This is a genomic window from Burkholderia dolosa (genome assembly GCF_902499135.1).
Classification (GTDB): domain Bacteria; phylum Pseudomonadota; class Gammaproteobacteria; order Burkholderiales; family Burkholderiaceae; genus Burkholderia; species Burkholderia dolosa.
In genome coordinates this window covers 30,847-46,017 of record NZ_CABVPR010000045.1, presented here as the reverse complement: position 1 = coordinate 46,017, position 15,171 = coordinate 30,847, and the positions used below count along the sequence as shown (strand labels likewise).

The window sequence follows — 15,171 nt, the reverse complement described above, 5'->3', positions numbered from 1 at the left end:
CTTTTCTTCTTCATTGGCATATCCATGACTTTTACACCTCATGATATGCCCCGCCCACGAAATCACGGATAGGCCCGCTTTTGCTGCTTTGGCGGCTTCGCGGCTTCAGCGCTGTCAGCGACATCAGGCGTTCAGCGACTTCGCCGCTTTCGGCACCTCAGCACCTCGGCACCTCAGCACCTCAGCACCTCAGCACTTCAGCACCTCAGCACCTCAGCACCTCAGCACCTCAGCACCTCAGCACCTCAGCACCTCAGCACTTCAGCACCTCAGCACCTCAGCACCTCAGCACTTCAGCACCTCAGCACCTCAGCACTTCAGCACCTCAGCACTTCAGCACCTCAGCGGCCTCAGCCGGCTCAGCGGGCTTGACCTCAGCCGACTTGGCGGCCTCAGCCGACTCAGCGGTCTCAGCGGTCTCAGCGGTCTCAGCGGTCTCAGCGGCCTCAGCGGCCTCAGCGGACTCAGCGGACTCAGCGGACTCAGCGGACTCAGCGGACTCAGCGGACTCAGCCGACTCAGCCGACTCAGCCGACTCAGCCGACTCAGCCGACTCAGCCGACTCAGCGTGTTCCGCGACTTCAGCGATCTCAGCGACCTCTCCGCATTCAACACATCGAGATGGTCTTCAAGACCCGGCAAAGGCGAGGGCGGCCGCCGCATCGTGCCGCCGGCGTCCCGCATCGTCCCGCGCCGCGCACCATAGATCGGCGGCAGCCGTCAACGACGCGCGCACGTCGCGTTCACCTTCTGCAGCGGCGTGTCGCGTTCCGGTTCGATGTCGGCTTCGCGCGCGCCGGACGGCGTCAGCGACACGAAATGCATCGCGGTGCCGCGCGCCGGGAACGCGGCGATGCCGGTCGCGCCCCACGGAATCGGCGCGCGCTGCATGCCGGTCGCGGCGATGCCGTCCGGCGTCAGCGTCAACGTCAGCAGCCGGCCGTCGCGCGTCGGCACGTACGCATGCGAGCCCGAAACGCCGATGCCGGCTTCGCGGACCGACGCCGGCAGGCAGTCGAGCGTCGCCGTGCGGCGCCCGTCCGGGTCGATCAGCATCGCGACGCCGCGCTCGTCGGCGGTCGTCGTGACGACGATGAAGCGATCGATCGCCGGCACGTACGCGGACGAATACACGTAGTACTGGATCGCGTCGGCCAGCGGCCCGAGCTTGTCGAGCTTCGCGGTGACCGGATCGAACAGCGCGTATTCGAGCGTCGCGTCGGTGCTGCCGCCGATGAACTTCTGCCACACGAGCAGCGCCCTGGTCGGCGAGCCCGCGATCATCGGCCACCATTCGCGACGGTGCGGCGCGACCGCGACGTGGTTCAGCACGCGGCCGGCGGCATCGTAGGTTTTCACGTACACGCCGTCGCCGGTGCCGAGGTTGTCGACGCCGCCGCCGTTGACCCAGCCGGTCGAGTAGAACACGACGAAGCGCTCGCCGACCGCCGCGACGTGCCCCGAATGGCCGCCCGACTCGACGTCGTTCGGATACGGCTTGATCGGCTTCAGGTCGCGCCGATAGACGCCGTACCGCTGGCTGACCTCCTGCGTCGCGTTCCAGCCGTCCTCGAACGTGACGAAGATGTCGCCGCGATCGTTCTGCGCGACCGACACGGGTTCCTGCGCTTCCGGCCGGCTGATGAACGTGCGTACGCGCTGCATCCGCTGCTTGCCGGGCAGCCATTCGCCGACGTACACGTCGTGCGGCCAGTTGCCGCTGCGCATCGCGCCGCGCGGCACGACGCCCGAGCTGCTGAAGAACACCCAGCGTTTGCCGTTGCCGGCGTCGGCCACGCCGACGCCGTGCATGAAGCGCCGCAGGTCGCCGGTGTCCTTCGGCGATGCGGGCGGCGGTGCGGCGGCCTGCACGACGACGGTATGCACGACCGGCACGCCCGCGAGCGCCGCGTGCGGCGCCGCTGCGATGCCGAGCCCGGCGCCGAACGCGGCCGCGACGAGCGAAGCGGCCGCGCGCCGGCCCGTCGTCGACCGCCGCGCGGCGCGTCGTAACGCGAACGCGCTCATTCCACCGTCACCGATTTCGCGAGGTTGCGCGGCTTGTCGACGTCGGCGCCGCGCGCGCAGCCGACGTGATACGCGAGCAACTGGAGCGGAATCACGTTGACGATCGGCGCGAGCGCGTCGCCCGACTCGCGCACGCGGATCAGATGCGTATCGCGATCGGCGTCGATGTCCAGTTGATCGCCGGCGAGCACGTAGAGCCGCCCGCCGCGCGCGCGGACTTCGGCCATGTTCGACTTCAGCTTCTGGAACAGGCGATCGTCCGGCGCGATCGTGACGACCGGCATCGCGCTCGTGACCAGCGCGAGCGGACCGTGCTTCAGTTCGCCGGCCGGGTAGCCCTCCGCATGGATGTACGACACCTCCTTCAGCTTCAGCGCGCCCTCGAGCGCGATCGGGTAGTGGATCCCGCGCCCGAGGAACAGCGCGTTCTCCGTTTTCGCGAACTTCGCGGCCCAGCCCATGATCTGCGTTTCCAGCGCGAGCGCGTGCGCGATGCGCTCTGGCAGGTCGCGCAGCTGCTTCACGTGCGTCGCGACCTGCGCGGCGTCGAGCCGGCCGCGCAGCTGCGCGAGCGTCAGCGTCAGCACGAACAGCGCGACGAGCTGCGTCGTGAACGCCTTGGTCGACGCGACGCCGAGCTCCGCGCCGGCTCGCGTCAGGAAGCGCAGCGGCGCGGTGCGCGCGATCGTGCTGGTCGCGACGTTGCAGACCGCCATCGACAGCTCCTGGCCCATCGCGCGTGCGCGATCGAGCGCGCCGATCGTGTCGGCCGTCTCGCCGGACTGCGAGATGCCGACGACGAGCGTACGCGGGTCGGGCACCGTATCGCGATAGCGGAATTCGCTTGCGATCTCGACCTGCGCCGGTATGCCGGCGATGCTCTCGAGCCAGTACTTGGCGGTCAGGCCCGCGTAGTAGCTGGTGCCGCAGCCGAGCAGCAGCACGCTCTTCGCCTTCGACAGCAGCGCGTACGTGTCGGCGTCCGCGCCGAACAGCGCGGGCGAGATCGTGTCGACGTCGTCGAGCGTGTTCGCGATCGCGTTCGGCTGCTCGAAGATCTCCTTCTGCATGAAGTGCTGGTACGGGCCGAGCGCCGCGTCGCCTTCGCGCGCCTTCACTTCGCACAGCGGACGCTGCGCGTCGTGGCCGAGCGCGTCGACGACGGCGATCCGGTCCGGCGTAATCAGTGCGACGTCGCCGTCCTCCAGATACACGAAACGGTCGGTCAGCTCGCCGAGCGCTGCGCAGTCGGACGCGAGATAGTTTTGCTCCGCGCCGATGCCGATCACGAGCGGCGAACCGGCGCGCGCGGCGACGAGGCGCTGCGGCTCGCGCGCGCTCAGCACCGCGATCGCATAGGCGCCCTGCAGCCGCCTGACCGCGCGCATGACCGCGTCGAACAGATCGTCGCGATACAGGCTGTGGATCAGATGCGCGATCACCTCGGTATCGGTCTCGCCGCGGAACGTATAGCCGAGGCGGCGCAGTTCGGCGCGCAGCGTGTCGTGGTTCTCGATGATGCCGTTGTGCACGACCGCGATCATGTCGCCGGACATGATCGGGTGCGCATTTACTTCGGACGGCGCGCCGTGCGTCGCCCAGCGCGTATGCGCGATGCACGTGTGGCCTTCGAGACCGAGCGTCAGCACGCGGTCCTGCAGGTCGGTCACGCGCCGCAGCGTGCGCTCGCTGCGCAGGTGGCCGTCGCGCTGCACGGCGATCCCGCACGAGTCGTAGCCGCGATACTCGAGCCGGCTCAGCGCGCTGACCAGTTGCGGCACCTGATTGCTCAGGCCGCTTGCTCCGACGATTCCGCACATGATTGTTCCCCTCGTTCACAGTGGATTGCCGGCGTGCCGCGCGTGGCGCGGCCGCACGACGTCAGGCGCGGCGCGACCCCGCGCGGCACGCGTGCCGCACGGTGCGCCGCGTATCGGCCGATCGCTACTCGCGGGGCTGCGGCCCCGTGTGCGCGATCCATTCGATCCCGCAGATCGATCCGTTCGCGTCGTGCGACGCGACGAGAATGCGCGTCGCGTGCCGCGCGTCGCGGCGGCGCGAACCGGCGAGCATCGTCGACGGCACCGAGCGCACCTTCACGCTGGCCGAGCGCCGCATCATCTTCGACACGCGGATCCGGTACGCGAGCGGATGCACGACGCGTCCGGCGATCAGCCACGTGACGATCGTGCCGGCGATGATCGAGATGCAGGTCACGTAGAACACGATCTGCTCGATCGGCATTTCGGCCTCGTTGAACGGCAGCAGGTAGCGATACGTATAGATGCAGATCGACGCCCAGACGGCCCCGACCAGCGCAGGTCGCATCAGGCGGAACCATGCGACGAGCACGGGGCCGACGATGCGGCCTCGCTCGGCGATCATTTCGCGCGGCGCGCGCAGGGAAAGGTCAATAATCGGTGCGTTCTTCATGTTGAATGCCTCGGTCGGGACTGATCCATACGGCCCGCTTGCCACGGCCGCGAAGCACGACGGCAGGCAGGGCGACGACGGTGGTGATCATGCTGATCAACCAGAAAGCGACGGGATACCAGACGGTATCCAGGAAGTACATCAGCAGCTTCTCGTCGTAGCGACGATCGATCATGCTGCCGATGATCAGCTGCAGGATGCAGGTGGCGACGAGCAGCATCCCGTGCCAGTGCGGCACCACCGACACGTGCCAGTCGGGCGGCAGCGGATGCACGACGTCGACGAGCGCGAGCAGCAGGATGAACGACATCGAGTACGCCCACGCGATGCCGATCAGGTATTCCGCGAACAGCGGCCACATCATCATCTGCGTCGGCCGTGCGAGCGTGCCCGCGTACTTGAGCAGCACCTGGATGCCGCCTTTCGCCCAGCGCAGCCGCTGCCGGTACAGCCCCTTCAGCGTCTCCGGCATCAGGATCCAGCTGAGCGCGTGCGGCTCGTACACGACGCGCCAGTCGCGGCACTGCAGCTTCCAGCTGATGTCGATGTCCTCGGTCAGCATGTCGGAGCTCCAGTAGCCGACGTCCGCGAGTGCGGTCTTGCGGAACATCGTGATCACGCCCGACACGGTGAAGATGCGGCCGTACACCTGCTGCGTGCGCTTGATCAGCCCGACGATCGACGAGAACTCGCCGACCTGCATGCGGCCGAGCAGCGACGTGCGCGTGCGGATGCGCGGGTTGCCGGTCACCGCGCCGACGCCCGGATCGGTCAGGAAATGCTCGAGCATCCAGCCGATCGCGTCGTGCGCGAGCAGCGAATCGCCGTCGATGCACAGCAGGTATTCCGCGTTCGACACCGCGGCGGCGGTCGTCAGGCCGACGGCCTTGCCTTCGTTGCGCGCGTGATGGATCACGAGCAGCCGCGGCATGTCGACCGCGAGCTCGTTCAGGATCTCGCCGGTGCGGTCGTTGCTGCCGTCGTTGACCGCGATGATGTCGTAGTTCGGATAGTCCATCGCGTTCAGATGCGTGATCACGCTGCGCGCGTTCGCTTCCTCGTTGAAGCACGGCACGACGATCGAGATCTTCGGAATGCCGCTCGACGCGATCTTGCGCGTCGACAGCACGCGTCCCTCCTCGAGCAGGAAGTAGTGCACGACGCCGCCGATCATCCACAGATACGACATGAAGAACGGGTAGTAGAAGACGAAATCCTGCAGGCGCTGGATGATGCCGTGAGTCGTCATGGTGTTTTCGTCCCCTTGGGTTGTTGCATCTGCATCAGTGCGTTGACGGAGGTCGGATCGAGGCGCGACTTCAGCGACATCACGTCGCGCATCGTGTCGAGATGAGGCTGGTCGTTCAGGAAGTTGTCCGGGTAGTAGCCGAAGTTCACCGCGCCCTGGCTGCGCAGCCGGCGCATCTGCGCGAGCAGCGTGCTGCCCGGAATCGCCTTGCCCGCATGCCAGTCGTACGACTGCAGCTCGAACACGGTGCGTCTCAAGCCCTGCGGTCGCGCCGACACCGTTTCGACCAGGTCGTCGAGCCAGCGTCCGGCGTTCGACGCCTGCTCCATGTACGGCATCGCCATCAGCGCGACGAAGTCGTATGCGGCAAGAAAGTCGTCGTAGTTCTGCGCGTACCACGCTTCCGACTCGGGCTTCAGCACCGGCATCGCGAAGATGTTGCGCGCGGTCAGCACGTCGCCCGCGTTCTGGTGCGCAAGCACGATCTGCTCGAGCTGCCGCGTGAAATCGGTCAGGTGCCGCGTCTTCTGCCGGGTCCAGCGCTTCATCAGTTCGGGATTCGCGCGAATCTTGCCGACGTCGGCCGGCAGTCCCCACTGCGCATACGTGCGCAGCGCGTGGCGGCTCGCGTCCTCGTAGTCGTCGAGCATCGCGTCGTCGCCGAACAGGAGGCCGCCGAACGACGCGTACTTGCCCAGATCCTCGTAGATCTGCTCGATCATCAGCCGCGCGTCCGGATCGAACGGGCTCAGCCGGAACACGCGCGAGCCTTTCTCGCGCGGCGGCGCGCCTTCGTACGCGCCCACCGCGTCGAGCCCGCGATGCTTGTCGGGCGGCGGACGGAACGCGAGCACCGGCATCCACGCGTAGACCTGCACGTTCGCGCGCGTGTTGAGCTGCCATGCGGCGCGCGAGAACAGGTCCGCGCGCATCGGCAGGTGCCGGTTCGGGAAGTACAGCGATTCGGCGACGCCGGTGCCTTTCGGATCGGCGAACGCCTGCAGGTATACCGACTTCGGCTGCATCCGGTAGATGCGCTCGATCAGCTTGCCGAGATTCTCTTCCTGCCGCGCGGGATTCGGATCGTAGACCTGGTCGAGGTCGACCTGCACGACGCGCTCGACCGAATCGACGTCGCCGCGGTTGGTCGCCGGCTCGCGCATCGACCGTTCGAACCCGCCGATGTCGACGTCGTACATCAGCAGGATCCGCCGCAGGCGATCGAGCGGCACGTCGGGCGTGTTCGGGCCGGCGTCGAGGCTGAACTGGATGTTCATCCCGAGCGACGTGGAAATCCTGCGCACCGGCTGGTTCTCCGCGCCGTACGGCCACACCATCGAGCGCGCGACGATGCCGGTGCGTTCGCGGATCTGCCGGATGCACGTCTGCAGGTCGTTGTGCACGCGCGCTTCGAACTCCGCGTCGGTCTCGTAGCGCTTCTCGTCCTGCAGATACAGGTGCGACGTGGTCGCCGGCAGCTCGTTGCCCTGCGGATTCGCGACCGCGCCGTGGTGCAGGTTGTGCGTGTGGCACGCGAGCTCGACGAGGCGCGACGCGCCGAGCTTCTGCACCTCGTCCCACGACAGGAAGTAGTCGCGCGGCACCTGCACCTTGTCGCTGATGCGGATCGGCACGTCCGGCGGCGCGTCGATCCACGCGGTGACGAGCCCCATCACCGCCGGGTAGTTGAAGCGCTCGAGCAGCGGCAGCACCTTCGTGTAGTGGCTGCGATAGCCGTCGTCGAACGTGAGGAGCACCGCGCGCGGCGGCAGCGGCTTGCCGCCGCGCCGCGACGCCTCGATCTGCTTGACCGTGATGGTGTGATAGTTGTTGGCCTGCAGCCACGAGAAGATCGCGGTCAGCGTGCCGGTGTCGACCGCGTACGGGTCGACCATCGACGACGTCGAGAACGTCGACAGCAGGTTGTCCCGCACGTCGTGCAGGCAGATCACGCGAAACGTCTTGCCGTCGGCCGGATCGGACGGCGGCAGCAGGTCGATCATCTTGGCGCGCGTCGCGCCGGGGAACAGCGAACAGGCAGCGAATGCGCCGAGGCATCCGCACATGAAGGTCCGTCTCGATTGCATCGATTCCTCTCCTAAAACGGCAGATTGACCGACAGGAAACCGGTCTCGGAGCGCTCGCGCTGACCGTCGTACGCGTGGCTGTTGACTTCGATGCCGTAGCTCAACGTGATGTCGTGCTTGAACGTCCATGCGTGCTCGAGGCGCGCGGCCCACAGCGCGCTCGTGCCGAACCCGCGCTGGTTGTACGCGCCGCCCGACACCGAGATGCGCTGCTGCAGCGACATGTCGCCTTTCTTCCACATCGTCAACTGGTGCATGACCGTCGCGGCCGCCGCGTAGTCGCGCCGCGGGCTGAAGTACGGCGTGTCCTGCCGCGAGTTGCTGTCGGTGCCGAGATTCAGCGACACGTTGACGAGCTGGTTCGCGGACGTGTACACGCGCTGCGTACCGGTCGCCGCGATTTCCTGATGCAGGTTCGAATCGCTGTAGCGGCTCACGCCGTAGCTCACGCGCACCTCGCGGCGGTCGTTCTGCCGATACACGACTTCGACGTTCGCGGCGCGGCCCCAGATATGCGCGGCGTATGCCTTCCACGGCAGCGAGTTCACGTCGCTGTCGAGCCCGCCGCTCACCGTCCAGTAGTCGTTCAGGTTGAACGTGACGGAGCCGCGTCCGCCGGTGCGTCCGTTGCCGCCGAGCGAGCGCGTGACTTCGGCCTGCAGCGTCAGCGGTCCGTGCCGGTAGTCGCCGCCGACGCCGGTGCGCGTGCGGCTGATCGTGCCGGTGTCGGTTTGCGCGTGGCCGTAGAACGTGTGTGCGAACACGCGCCAGTTGTCGCCGAACGGCGGCGAATACACATAGCTGTCCGACGTGAAGCTGTTGTCGGCGAGCGCGCTGTTGCCGTGCTCGAAGCTCAGGTCCGTCGTGAACAGCGGGCTGCGGTACGCGTTGTAGTCGCGCTTGAACGCACGCACGGCGCCGCTGTCCGGGAACGTGTTGCCGAAGGTCTGGTCGACGCCGCGTGCGGCCGCGTAATCGTCGGCCGCGAGCGACGCGCGGCCGTAGCCGGCGAGCATCTCGACGCTGTCCGGGTGATCGGTCAGCGACGCGCGATACATCGCGATCGCCTGCCTCGGGTGCGACTGGCCGGACACCGCGTCCGCATGTGCGGAGCGGACTTCCGCGTTGAACGGCACTTCGTTCTCGAGCTTTTCCAGCGCGGCGATCCCTTCGTCGACGCGGCCGGTGTAGATCAGGTACTGCGCGCGCAGCCGGTAGTAGCGCAGGTAGTCGTCGCCTCCCGGCCCCCACGCGCGCAGCTCGCCGGCCGGCGGCAGCGACTTGCCCATGTCGTCGAGCACTTCGCCCGCTTCGCGCGCGCGGCCCTGGTCGACGTACGACCAGAACAATCCTTCGCGCAGCTCGATCGGCCGCGTGCGTGCGCCGTACTGGAAGCCGCGCGTCGCATGATCGGACGGCGACGCGGTCGCCTGCTCGAGCGCACGCCGGTACACGACGTTGGCCTTCGCCGGTTCGCTCAGATACAGGTACGCGTCGCCGACGGCGGCCAGCGCGTCGATCGAGATCTCCGCATCGGGCGGAATCGTTTCGAACGTCGCGACGGCTTTCGTCATTTCGCCGCGCGCCGCGTATGCGACGGTCCGGTCGCCGGCGAGCGCCGTCCTGACCGGCGAATATTCGGGCGTCGCGGGCAGCCGCTTGTCGAGATCGTCGGCCGCGATCAACGCGCTGTCGATGCCGTCGAAGCGGTCGGCGCTCGTCATCGAGCGCGACTTGTCGCGTCCGCCGCGCACCTGCTGGCGGATCGACAGTTCCTCGAGCTGCGCGACGTCGACGGCACTGAAGACGTCGGGGCGCGCCTGCGCTTCCTCGAGCGCCTTGACCGCGCCGCCGCTCGACGCGAGGCCGAACACGTCGCTGCGGATCGTCGCGGGATCGGCGGTGCGCAGATTGGGCGGCTGCGCGTTCGGCGTTTCCGCTTCGGGCGTCGGCGGGTTCTGCGTGCCGGCCGCGGCGGGCGGCGCATTCGTTCCCGATGCGGCCGCCGGCGCCGTGTCCGGCATCGGCGCGACCGGGTCCTGCGCGACCTGCATGCGCGCATCGGCCGGCGGCACGTCGAACGCTTGCGCGATCTCGATCGATACGACGTGCGGTGCGGTAGCGGGCGCGGCCGACGCGGCCGTCGTCGCGGCTTCCGGCGTGCCGCGGGTGCCGGCGACGTTGCCCGCGTCGCCCGGTTCCGCCTCGGCATCGGCGGAGAAGCACGGGCCGGATGCGACGAGCATCAGCACGAGCGGCGCGTGCAGGAGGATCCGCCGGTTCGGCGGCGCGATGGCAGTGCGTTGTTGTTTGCGATGGTTGGCCACGGTGTGTCCCCTCCCTTTGAAACCGTCACGTCGATTGCGCGCACGACGACGCCTGCGGCGGCCGTCGCGCGGTCGGGCAGCGCGCCCTCCATCCGCGTTCGCGTCACAGGCGATTGCGGATCGCCTGCTCGAGCAGCGCACGCGATTCGCTGTTGTTCGGATCGATCGCCAGCGCGCGGCTCGCGTTCTGTTCGACGCAGCTCCATTCGTTGATTTGCATGCACGAGCGCGCTCTGGCGAGCGCGCGGGCGCCTTCCAGCTCGTCGTGCGTGACGCTCGCGGGCTGCAGGCGGCCGGCATCGCTCGCGAACGTCGGCGGCGACTGTTGCGCGAGATCGATGCGTTTTCTCGTGTTCGCGAACTCGCGTCGCCGTGGCGTGCGATGCGCGTCCGGATGCCGCCCCTTGGCAGGGGCGTCGGCTGCCGTCGTCGCGGTGCGTGCTTGCGACGACCGCGGAAAGCCCGTGGCGGGGCGGGGCGCTGCCGCGAGCGCGGCCGATTGCGCGGCTTCCTGCGCGCGCGGCGCTGCGGCCGATACCGTCGATGCCGGCGGCGCGGCCTGCGCGATCGTCGCAGCCGGTACCGACGCCGCTGCGCCGGCGGCGGCAATGGCGGGCCGGCCGGGCGCGGGCGGGGTCATGCCGATCATGCCGGGCGAGTCGTGCGCCGTCTTTGCTCGGCCGATCCCGGGTTCGCGCTCGATATACGCGAAAACGCCGAAGATCACGGCAAACGCGACGACGCTGAGCGCGGCATTCTTGCCGGGCCCCCACGACGGTTTCGGCTGGCCGTCGGAAGGCTGGTCCGGCGGTTCTGATCGGGTCATGTATGGCTCCTGGATGGTTCGATAGGTATGCCGCGGATCACGCGACCGCGGCGGCCGACGGACGGCGAGCGTCGCGCTCACCATCGCAGCTGCGCCGTCAACGTGCCCGTCTCGACGATCGCGTACTGCAGGTTTCCCTGATAAACGCCCTCGATCCGGTACTCCGCATCCGGCGCGCTGAACAGGCAGCGCGAGCCCGCCGCATTGAATTCGGCGAGCACGCGTCCGTGACGTCGGAGCCGCACCTGCACGTTGGCGAGCGGCTGCCCCGTCTGCGCGGATGCGAACGACACGCCGAGGTTGTACGGCCGGCCGTCGGGCGGCAGCGGCGCCGTGCTGTCGACCCGCGCGTCGCCGCACACGTACGAGATCACGTAGCGGCCTGCGTCGGGCTCGGACACGGCCGTCTGAGCGAGGGCCGCGGAGTTCATGCACAGCGCCGCGAAGAGGGCGCCGCATAACGGACGAACGTGCTGCGAAAACGAGGGTGACATTGCGATCTCCGTCCGGAACGAGCGGCAGCCTTTTACGAGAATTAGCCGCGCTTTTTTCACGACACGCTATTCATACACGAATGGGTTTTAACAAACAATCGCGTGTGTTCTGAATGGCGCGGACAGAAAGATATTATTTAAAGACGGTATCGACTCGGTTATGTGTGCTTCCCCGCAGAGGAAAGGCGAATTTGCCGATATGAGGTTCTACACGACGGTATTATTGAGTCGATACGTAATATGTATTAGTCTGACGTGTAGAAATTAATGCCGACAAATAACGACTGATGAAAGGAAATTTTTCTTTCGTGCCGCGTATTTTGGGGTAAACGGCATGAAAAACTTGCATTCTCGGGAATCGGGGCGCGATGTCGAAGTAGCAATGAAACGCTGTCTGTCAAATGGCAACTTTTATTTTTCTTTGTAACCGAATGTATCTGCCTGATCTGACCGATCCGTTAATCGAGCGTGAGGCGTTTCAGGATCGAATAATGCTCGGCATTCCGCAAACGTTTGCATTATTTCGATTATTCGATTTCGAATTCGGCCCTCTGGTCGAGAAAACGTTATTGCGGTTTCGCCACTATCTTCGCGTCAATCGCGCAGGGCGCGACGAGCTGCTGCACGCGCTCGGGTACGTTCGCCCGTTGCCGCGCGCTCTCGTGTGAACGATGTCGCCATCGAATCGCTTCGGCCGTCCGGGAAGCAGCGCGACCCCAGCGCATGTGCGGTCGCGAAACGCACGACGTCGTCGCTTTCCGCGAAGTCGTCGCAGCCGTCACGAGGTCGCGCACCGCGTACATGCGGCGCGAACTGTCGGCCGCCGATGCGACGAACGTTCGGTCGGCCGGCGTCAGCGCGATGGAGTCGACGCTGCAGTCGGCCGGCTTCGCATCCATCCACGCTTCCATTGCGGCGATCCGTCTGCTGAATGCGCACTGCGTGAGGTGCCGATGGCGCGCGGCGCCGGAAAAGTGCATCGTGTGCGCGAGGCGCCGGAAATCATCCAGCCGCTTTGCTTCCGTTTCGATCTTCGCTTGTATCGTCGGGCGGCTGACAGGATGGCGGCGCGCAGCAGAAGCCGGCGCGCGAAGCCGGCCGCGCGCATCGCATCGGTCGTGCGCGATCGCGGCGCATCGGTGCCGCGCTGCGCGTCGAGCGCTGCACCGTCGTGGTGCGGCATGTCGCGCGCCGGTGCCCGTGCGGCGCAAAAGCGGGGGATTCGCAAGGCACGCTCCTTGCAGGGCAGTATGAACGCCGGTCCGGCATGCGCAATGCCGGCAGAACGATGGAGAACAAGTCGATGAAACCGTTCGATGAAATGCTGCAATCCGGCGACATGGTCAGGCTGCCTTATGCGCGCCTGAAGCAGTGGCTCGACACGCAGAACCCCGCGAGCCTCGCCCAGAAAGCCCACGACGCGGAAGGCGTGTTCCGCAGGACGGGCATCACGTTCGCCGTTTACGGCGACGCGGAGGCCGCCGAGCGGCTGATTCCGTTCGATATCGTCCCGCGCATCATCTCGGGCGCGGAATGGAACCGGCTGTCGCTCGGAATCGAGCAGCGCGTGATGGCGCTCAATGCGTTCCTCGACGACATTTATCACCGGCAGGAAATCGTGCGGGCGGGCATCGTGCCGAAGCACCTGATCGCGCACAACGACGCGTTCCTGCCGGAGATGATCGATTTCCGGCCGCCCGGGAACGTCTATACGCACATCATCGGCGTCGACATCGTGCGCACCGGCGAGAACGACTTCTACGTGCTCGAGGACAACGCGCGCACGCCGTCCGGCGTGTCGTACATGCTGGAAAACCGCGAGACGATGATGCAGCTGTTCCCGGAGCTGTTCCAGCAGGTGAAGGTGCGCCCGGTCGAGACCTATCCGCAGATGCTGCGCCAGTCGCTCGCGGCGGTGTGTCCGCCGGGCGGCAACGCGGACAACCCGACCGTCGCCGTGCTGACGCCCGGCATCCACAATTCCGCGTACTACGAGCACTCGTTCCTCGCCGACCAGATGGGCGTGCACCTCGTCGAAGGCAGCGACCTGCAGGTGATCGACGGCCGCGTCGCGATGCGCACGACCGAGGGCTTCCAGCCGATCGACGTGCTGTATCGCCGCGTCGACGACGCGTTTCTCGACCCGCTCACGTTCCGCGCCGATTCGGTGCTCGGCGTCGCGGGAATCATGGACGTGTACCGCGCCGGCAACATCACGATCGCGAACGCGCCGGGCACCGGCATCGCCGACGACAAGGCGATCTACTCGTACATGCCGGAGATCGTCGAGTTCTACACGGGCCGCAAGGCGCTGCTGGAGAACGTGCCGACCTGGCGCTGCGGCGACGCCGACAGCCTGAAGTACGTGCTCGACCATCTCGACGAACTGGTGGTCAAGGAAGTGCACGGCTCCGGCGGCTACGGAATGCTCGTCGGGCCGTGCGCGTCGAAGGCCGAGCTCGACGCGTTCGCGGCGAAGCTGCGCGCGCGCCCCGCGAACTACATCGCGCAGCCGACGCTCGCGCTGTCCACGACGCCGATCCTGACCGAAGCGGGGCTCGCGCCGCGTCACGTCGATCTGCGCCCGTTCGTGCTGGTGTCCGACCGCATCCGCATCACGCCGGGCGGGCTCACGCGCGTCGCGCTGAAGGAGGGATCGCTCGTCGTCAACTCGAGCCAGGGCGGCGGCACCAAGGACACGTGGGTGCTGGCCGACTGAGCGCGATGCGACCGCGCGCCGGACGCGCGGCACGAACCGAACGAACACGGAGTGGACACGAGATGCTTCTGGGACGGACTGCGAGCGGGCTCTACTGGATGTACCGCTATATCGAGCGCGCGGAGAACATCGCGCGCATCGTCGATGCCGGGCTGAGGATGGCGCTCACGCGCACGTCCGACGCGCCGGCCGAATGGTCGTCGGTGCTCGTCAGCTCGGGCGCCGACGCCGGCTACCGGCAGAAATACGACGCGTACGCGGCTGATACGGTGACCGACTATCTGCTGCGCGACCACGACAACCCGTCGAGCGTGCTGTCGTGCATCGAAGCCGCGCGCTCGAACGCGCGGATGGTGCGTACGGCGCTCACGCGCGAGGCATGGGAGAGCGTGAACGGCGCGTGGCTCGCGCTGCGCCGCGCGCTCGCTCAGCCGGTGCCGGAAAGCGGGCTGCCGGCGGTGCTCGACGAGGTGAAGCGCGAAACCGCGCTGATTCTCGGCAGCTTCTACAGCACGATGCTGCGCAACGAGATCTTCGATTTCGCGCAGATCGGCGCGTTCGTCGAGCGCGCGGACAACACCGCGCGGATCCTCGACGTCAAATACCACCTGCTGCTGCCGTCGGTGTCGCACGTCGGCACGATCCTCGACAACTACCAGTGGGAGACGATCCTGCGCTGCGTGGCCGCGCACCGTTCGTACCGCTGGGTGTACGACGTGCAGTACAAGCCGATGAACATCGCCGACTACCTGATCCTGAACGGCCGCATGCCGCGCTCGCTGCGCTATTGCTACGGGCGCGTCGTGTCGAGCCTGAACCTGCTCGCGAAGGATTACGGCGTCACGCATCCGTGTCACGACACGGCGACGAAGATCCTGCAGATGCTGTCCGACACGTCGGTCGAGCGGATCTTCAAGAGCGGGCTGCACGAATTCCTGACCGATTTCATCGGCCGCAACAACGGCCTCGGGATCGACATCGCCGACGCATACAACTTCAACTGAGGCT

At 67.0% G+C, this 15,171-nt stretch carries 12 protein-coding genes; 3 read left to right on the top strand and 9 right to left on the bottom strand.

What is annotated here, in order from left to right:
- Nucleotides 1–720: 720 nt before the first annotated feature.
- The 8 genes from BUB20358_RS19520 to BUB20358_RS19485 all read right to left on the bottom strand — a co-directional run bounded on the left by BUB20358_RS19520 (nucleotide 721) and on the right by BUB20358_RS19485 (nucleotide 11,444).
- Nucleotides 721–2,028 (bottom strand): hypothetical protein, encoded by a 1,308-nt coding sequence (locus BUB20358_RS19520; RefSeq protein WP_035973916.1) that lies wholly within the window; start codon nucleotides 2,026–2,028, stop codon nucleotides 721–723.
- The gene (glmS, locus tag BUB20358_RS19515; RefSeq protein ID WP_045552255.1) at nucleotides 2,025–3,848 is read right to left on the bottom strand and encodes a glutamine--fructose-6-phosphate transaminase (isomerizing); all 1,824 of its coding nucleotides are present in this window, start codon (nucleotides 3,846–3,848) and stop codon (nucleotides 2,025–2,027) included. The genes BUB20358_RS19520 and glmS overlap by 4 nt, the downstream gene beginning before the upstream one ends.
- 124 nt (nucleotides 3,849–3,972) lie before the next feature.
- Nucleotides 3,973–4,461 (bottom strand): hypothetical protein, encoded by a 489-nt coding sequence (locus tag BUB20358_RS19510; protein ID WP_035973918.1) that lies wholly within the window; start codon nucleotides 4,459–4,461, stop codon nucleotides 3,973–3,975.
- A complete protein-coding gene (pgaC, locus tag BUB20358_RS19505; protein ID WP_035973919.1) occupies nucleotides 4,439–5,710 on the bottom strand; it encodes a poly-beta-1,6-N-acetyl-D-glucosamine synthase in 1,272 nt (423 codons plus the stop codon). Before pgaC ends, BUB20358_RS19510 begins: the two co-directional genes overlap by 23 nt.
- A complete protein-coding gene (gene pgaB, locus BUB20358_RS19500) occupies nucleotides 5,707–7,797 on the bottom strand; it encodes a poly-beta-1,6-N-acetyl-D-glucosamine N-deacetylase PgaB (RefSeq protein WP_035973920.1) in 2,091 nt (696 codons plus the stop codon). Before pgaB ends, pgaC begins: the two co-directional genes overlap by 4 nt.
- Nucleotides 7,798–7,808: 11 nt before the next feature.
- Nucleotides 7,809–10,124, bottom strand: a complete 2,316-nt coding sequence (pgaA, locus tag BUB20358_RS19495; RefSeq protein WP_035973921.1) for a poly-beta-1,6 N-acetyl-D-glucosamine export porin PgaA — start codon at nucleotides 10,122–10,124, stop codon at nucleotides 7,809–7,811.
- Between the two features lie 103 nt (nucleotides 10,125–10,227).
- Complete coding sequence (locus BUB20358_RS19490) at nucleotides 10,228–10,950, bottom strand: hypothetical protein (protein WP_035973922.1); 723 nt, start codon at nucleotides 10,948–10,950, stop codon at nucleotides 10,228–10,230.
- Between the two features lie 77 nt (nucleotides 10,951–11,027).
- On the bottom strand, nucleotides 11,028–11,444 hold the full coding sequence (locus BUB20358_RS19485; protein ID WP_035973924.1) for a hypothetical protein: 417 nt from the start codon (nucleotides 11,442–11,444) through the stop codon (nucleotides 11,028–11,030).
- A 401-nt stretch (nucleotides 11,445–11,845) separates the two neighbouring features.
- Between BUB20358_RS19485 and BUB20358_RS28450 the strand changes: the two genes are divergently transcribed.
- Nucleotides 11,846–12,112 (top strand): hypothetical protein, encoded by a 267-nt coding sequence (locus tag BUB20358_RS28450; protein WP_162487085.1) that lies wholly within the window; start codon nucleotides 11,846–11,848, stop codon nucleotides 12,110–12,112.
- Here BUB20358_RS28450 and BUB20358_RS19480 read toward each other — a convergent pair.
- Nucleotides 12,011–12,424, bottom strand: coding sequence for a helix-turn-helix domain-containing protein (locus BUB20358_RS19480; protein ID WP_236694434.1), 414 nt, complete (start codon nucleotides 12,422–12,424; stop codon nucleotides 12,011–12,013). The two genes, BUB20358_RS28450 and BUB20358_RS19480, sit on opposite strands and share 102 nt — an antisense overlap.
- Nucleotides 12,425–12,747: 323 nt before the next feature.
- Between BUB20358_RS19480 and BUB20358_RS19475 the strand changes: the two genes are divergently transcribed.
- The gene (locus BUB20358_RS19475; RefSeq protein WP_035975218.1) at nucleotides 12,748–14,163 is read left to right on the top strand and encodes a circularly permuted type 2 ATP-grasp protein; all 1,416 of its coding nucleotides are present in this window, start codon (nucleotides 12,748–12,750) and stop codon (nucleotides 14,161–14,163) included.
- Between the two features lie 62 nt (nucleotides 14,164–14,225).
- A complete protein-coding gene (locus BUB20358_RS19470; RefSeq protein ID WP_006765727.1) occupies nucleotides 14,226–15,167 on the top strand; it encodes an alpha-E domain-containing protein in 942 nt (313 codons plus the stop codon).
- Nucleotides 15,168–15,171 lie beyond the last annotated feature (4 nt).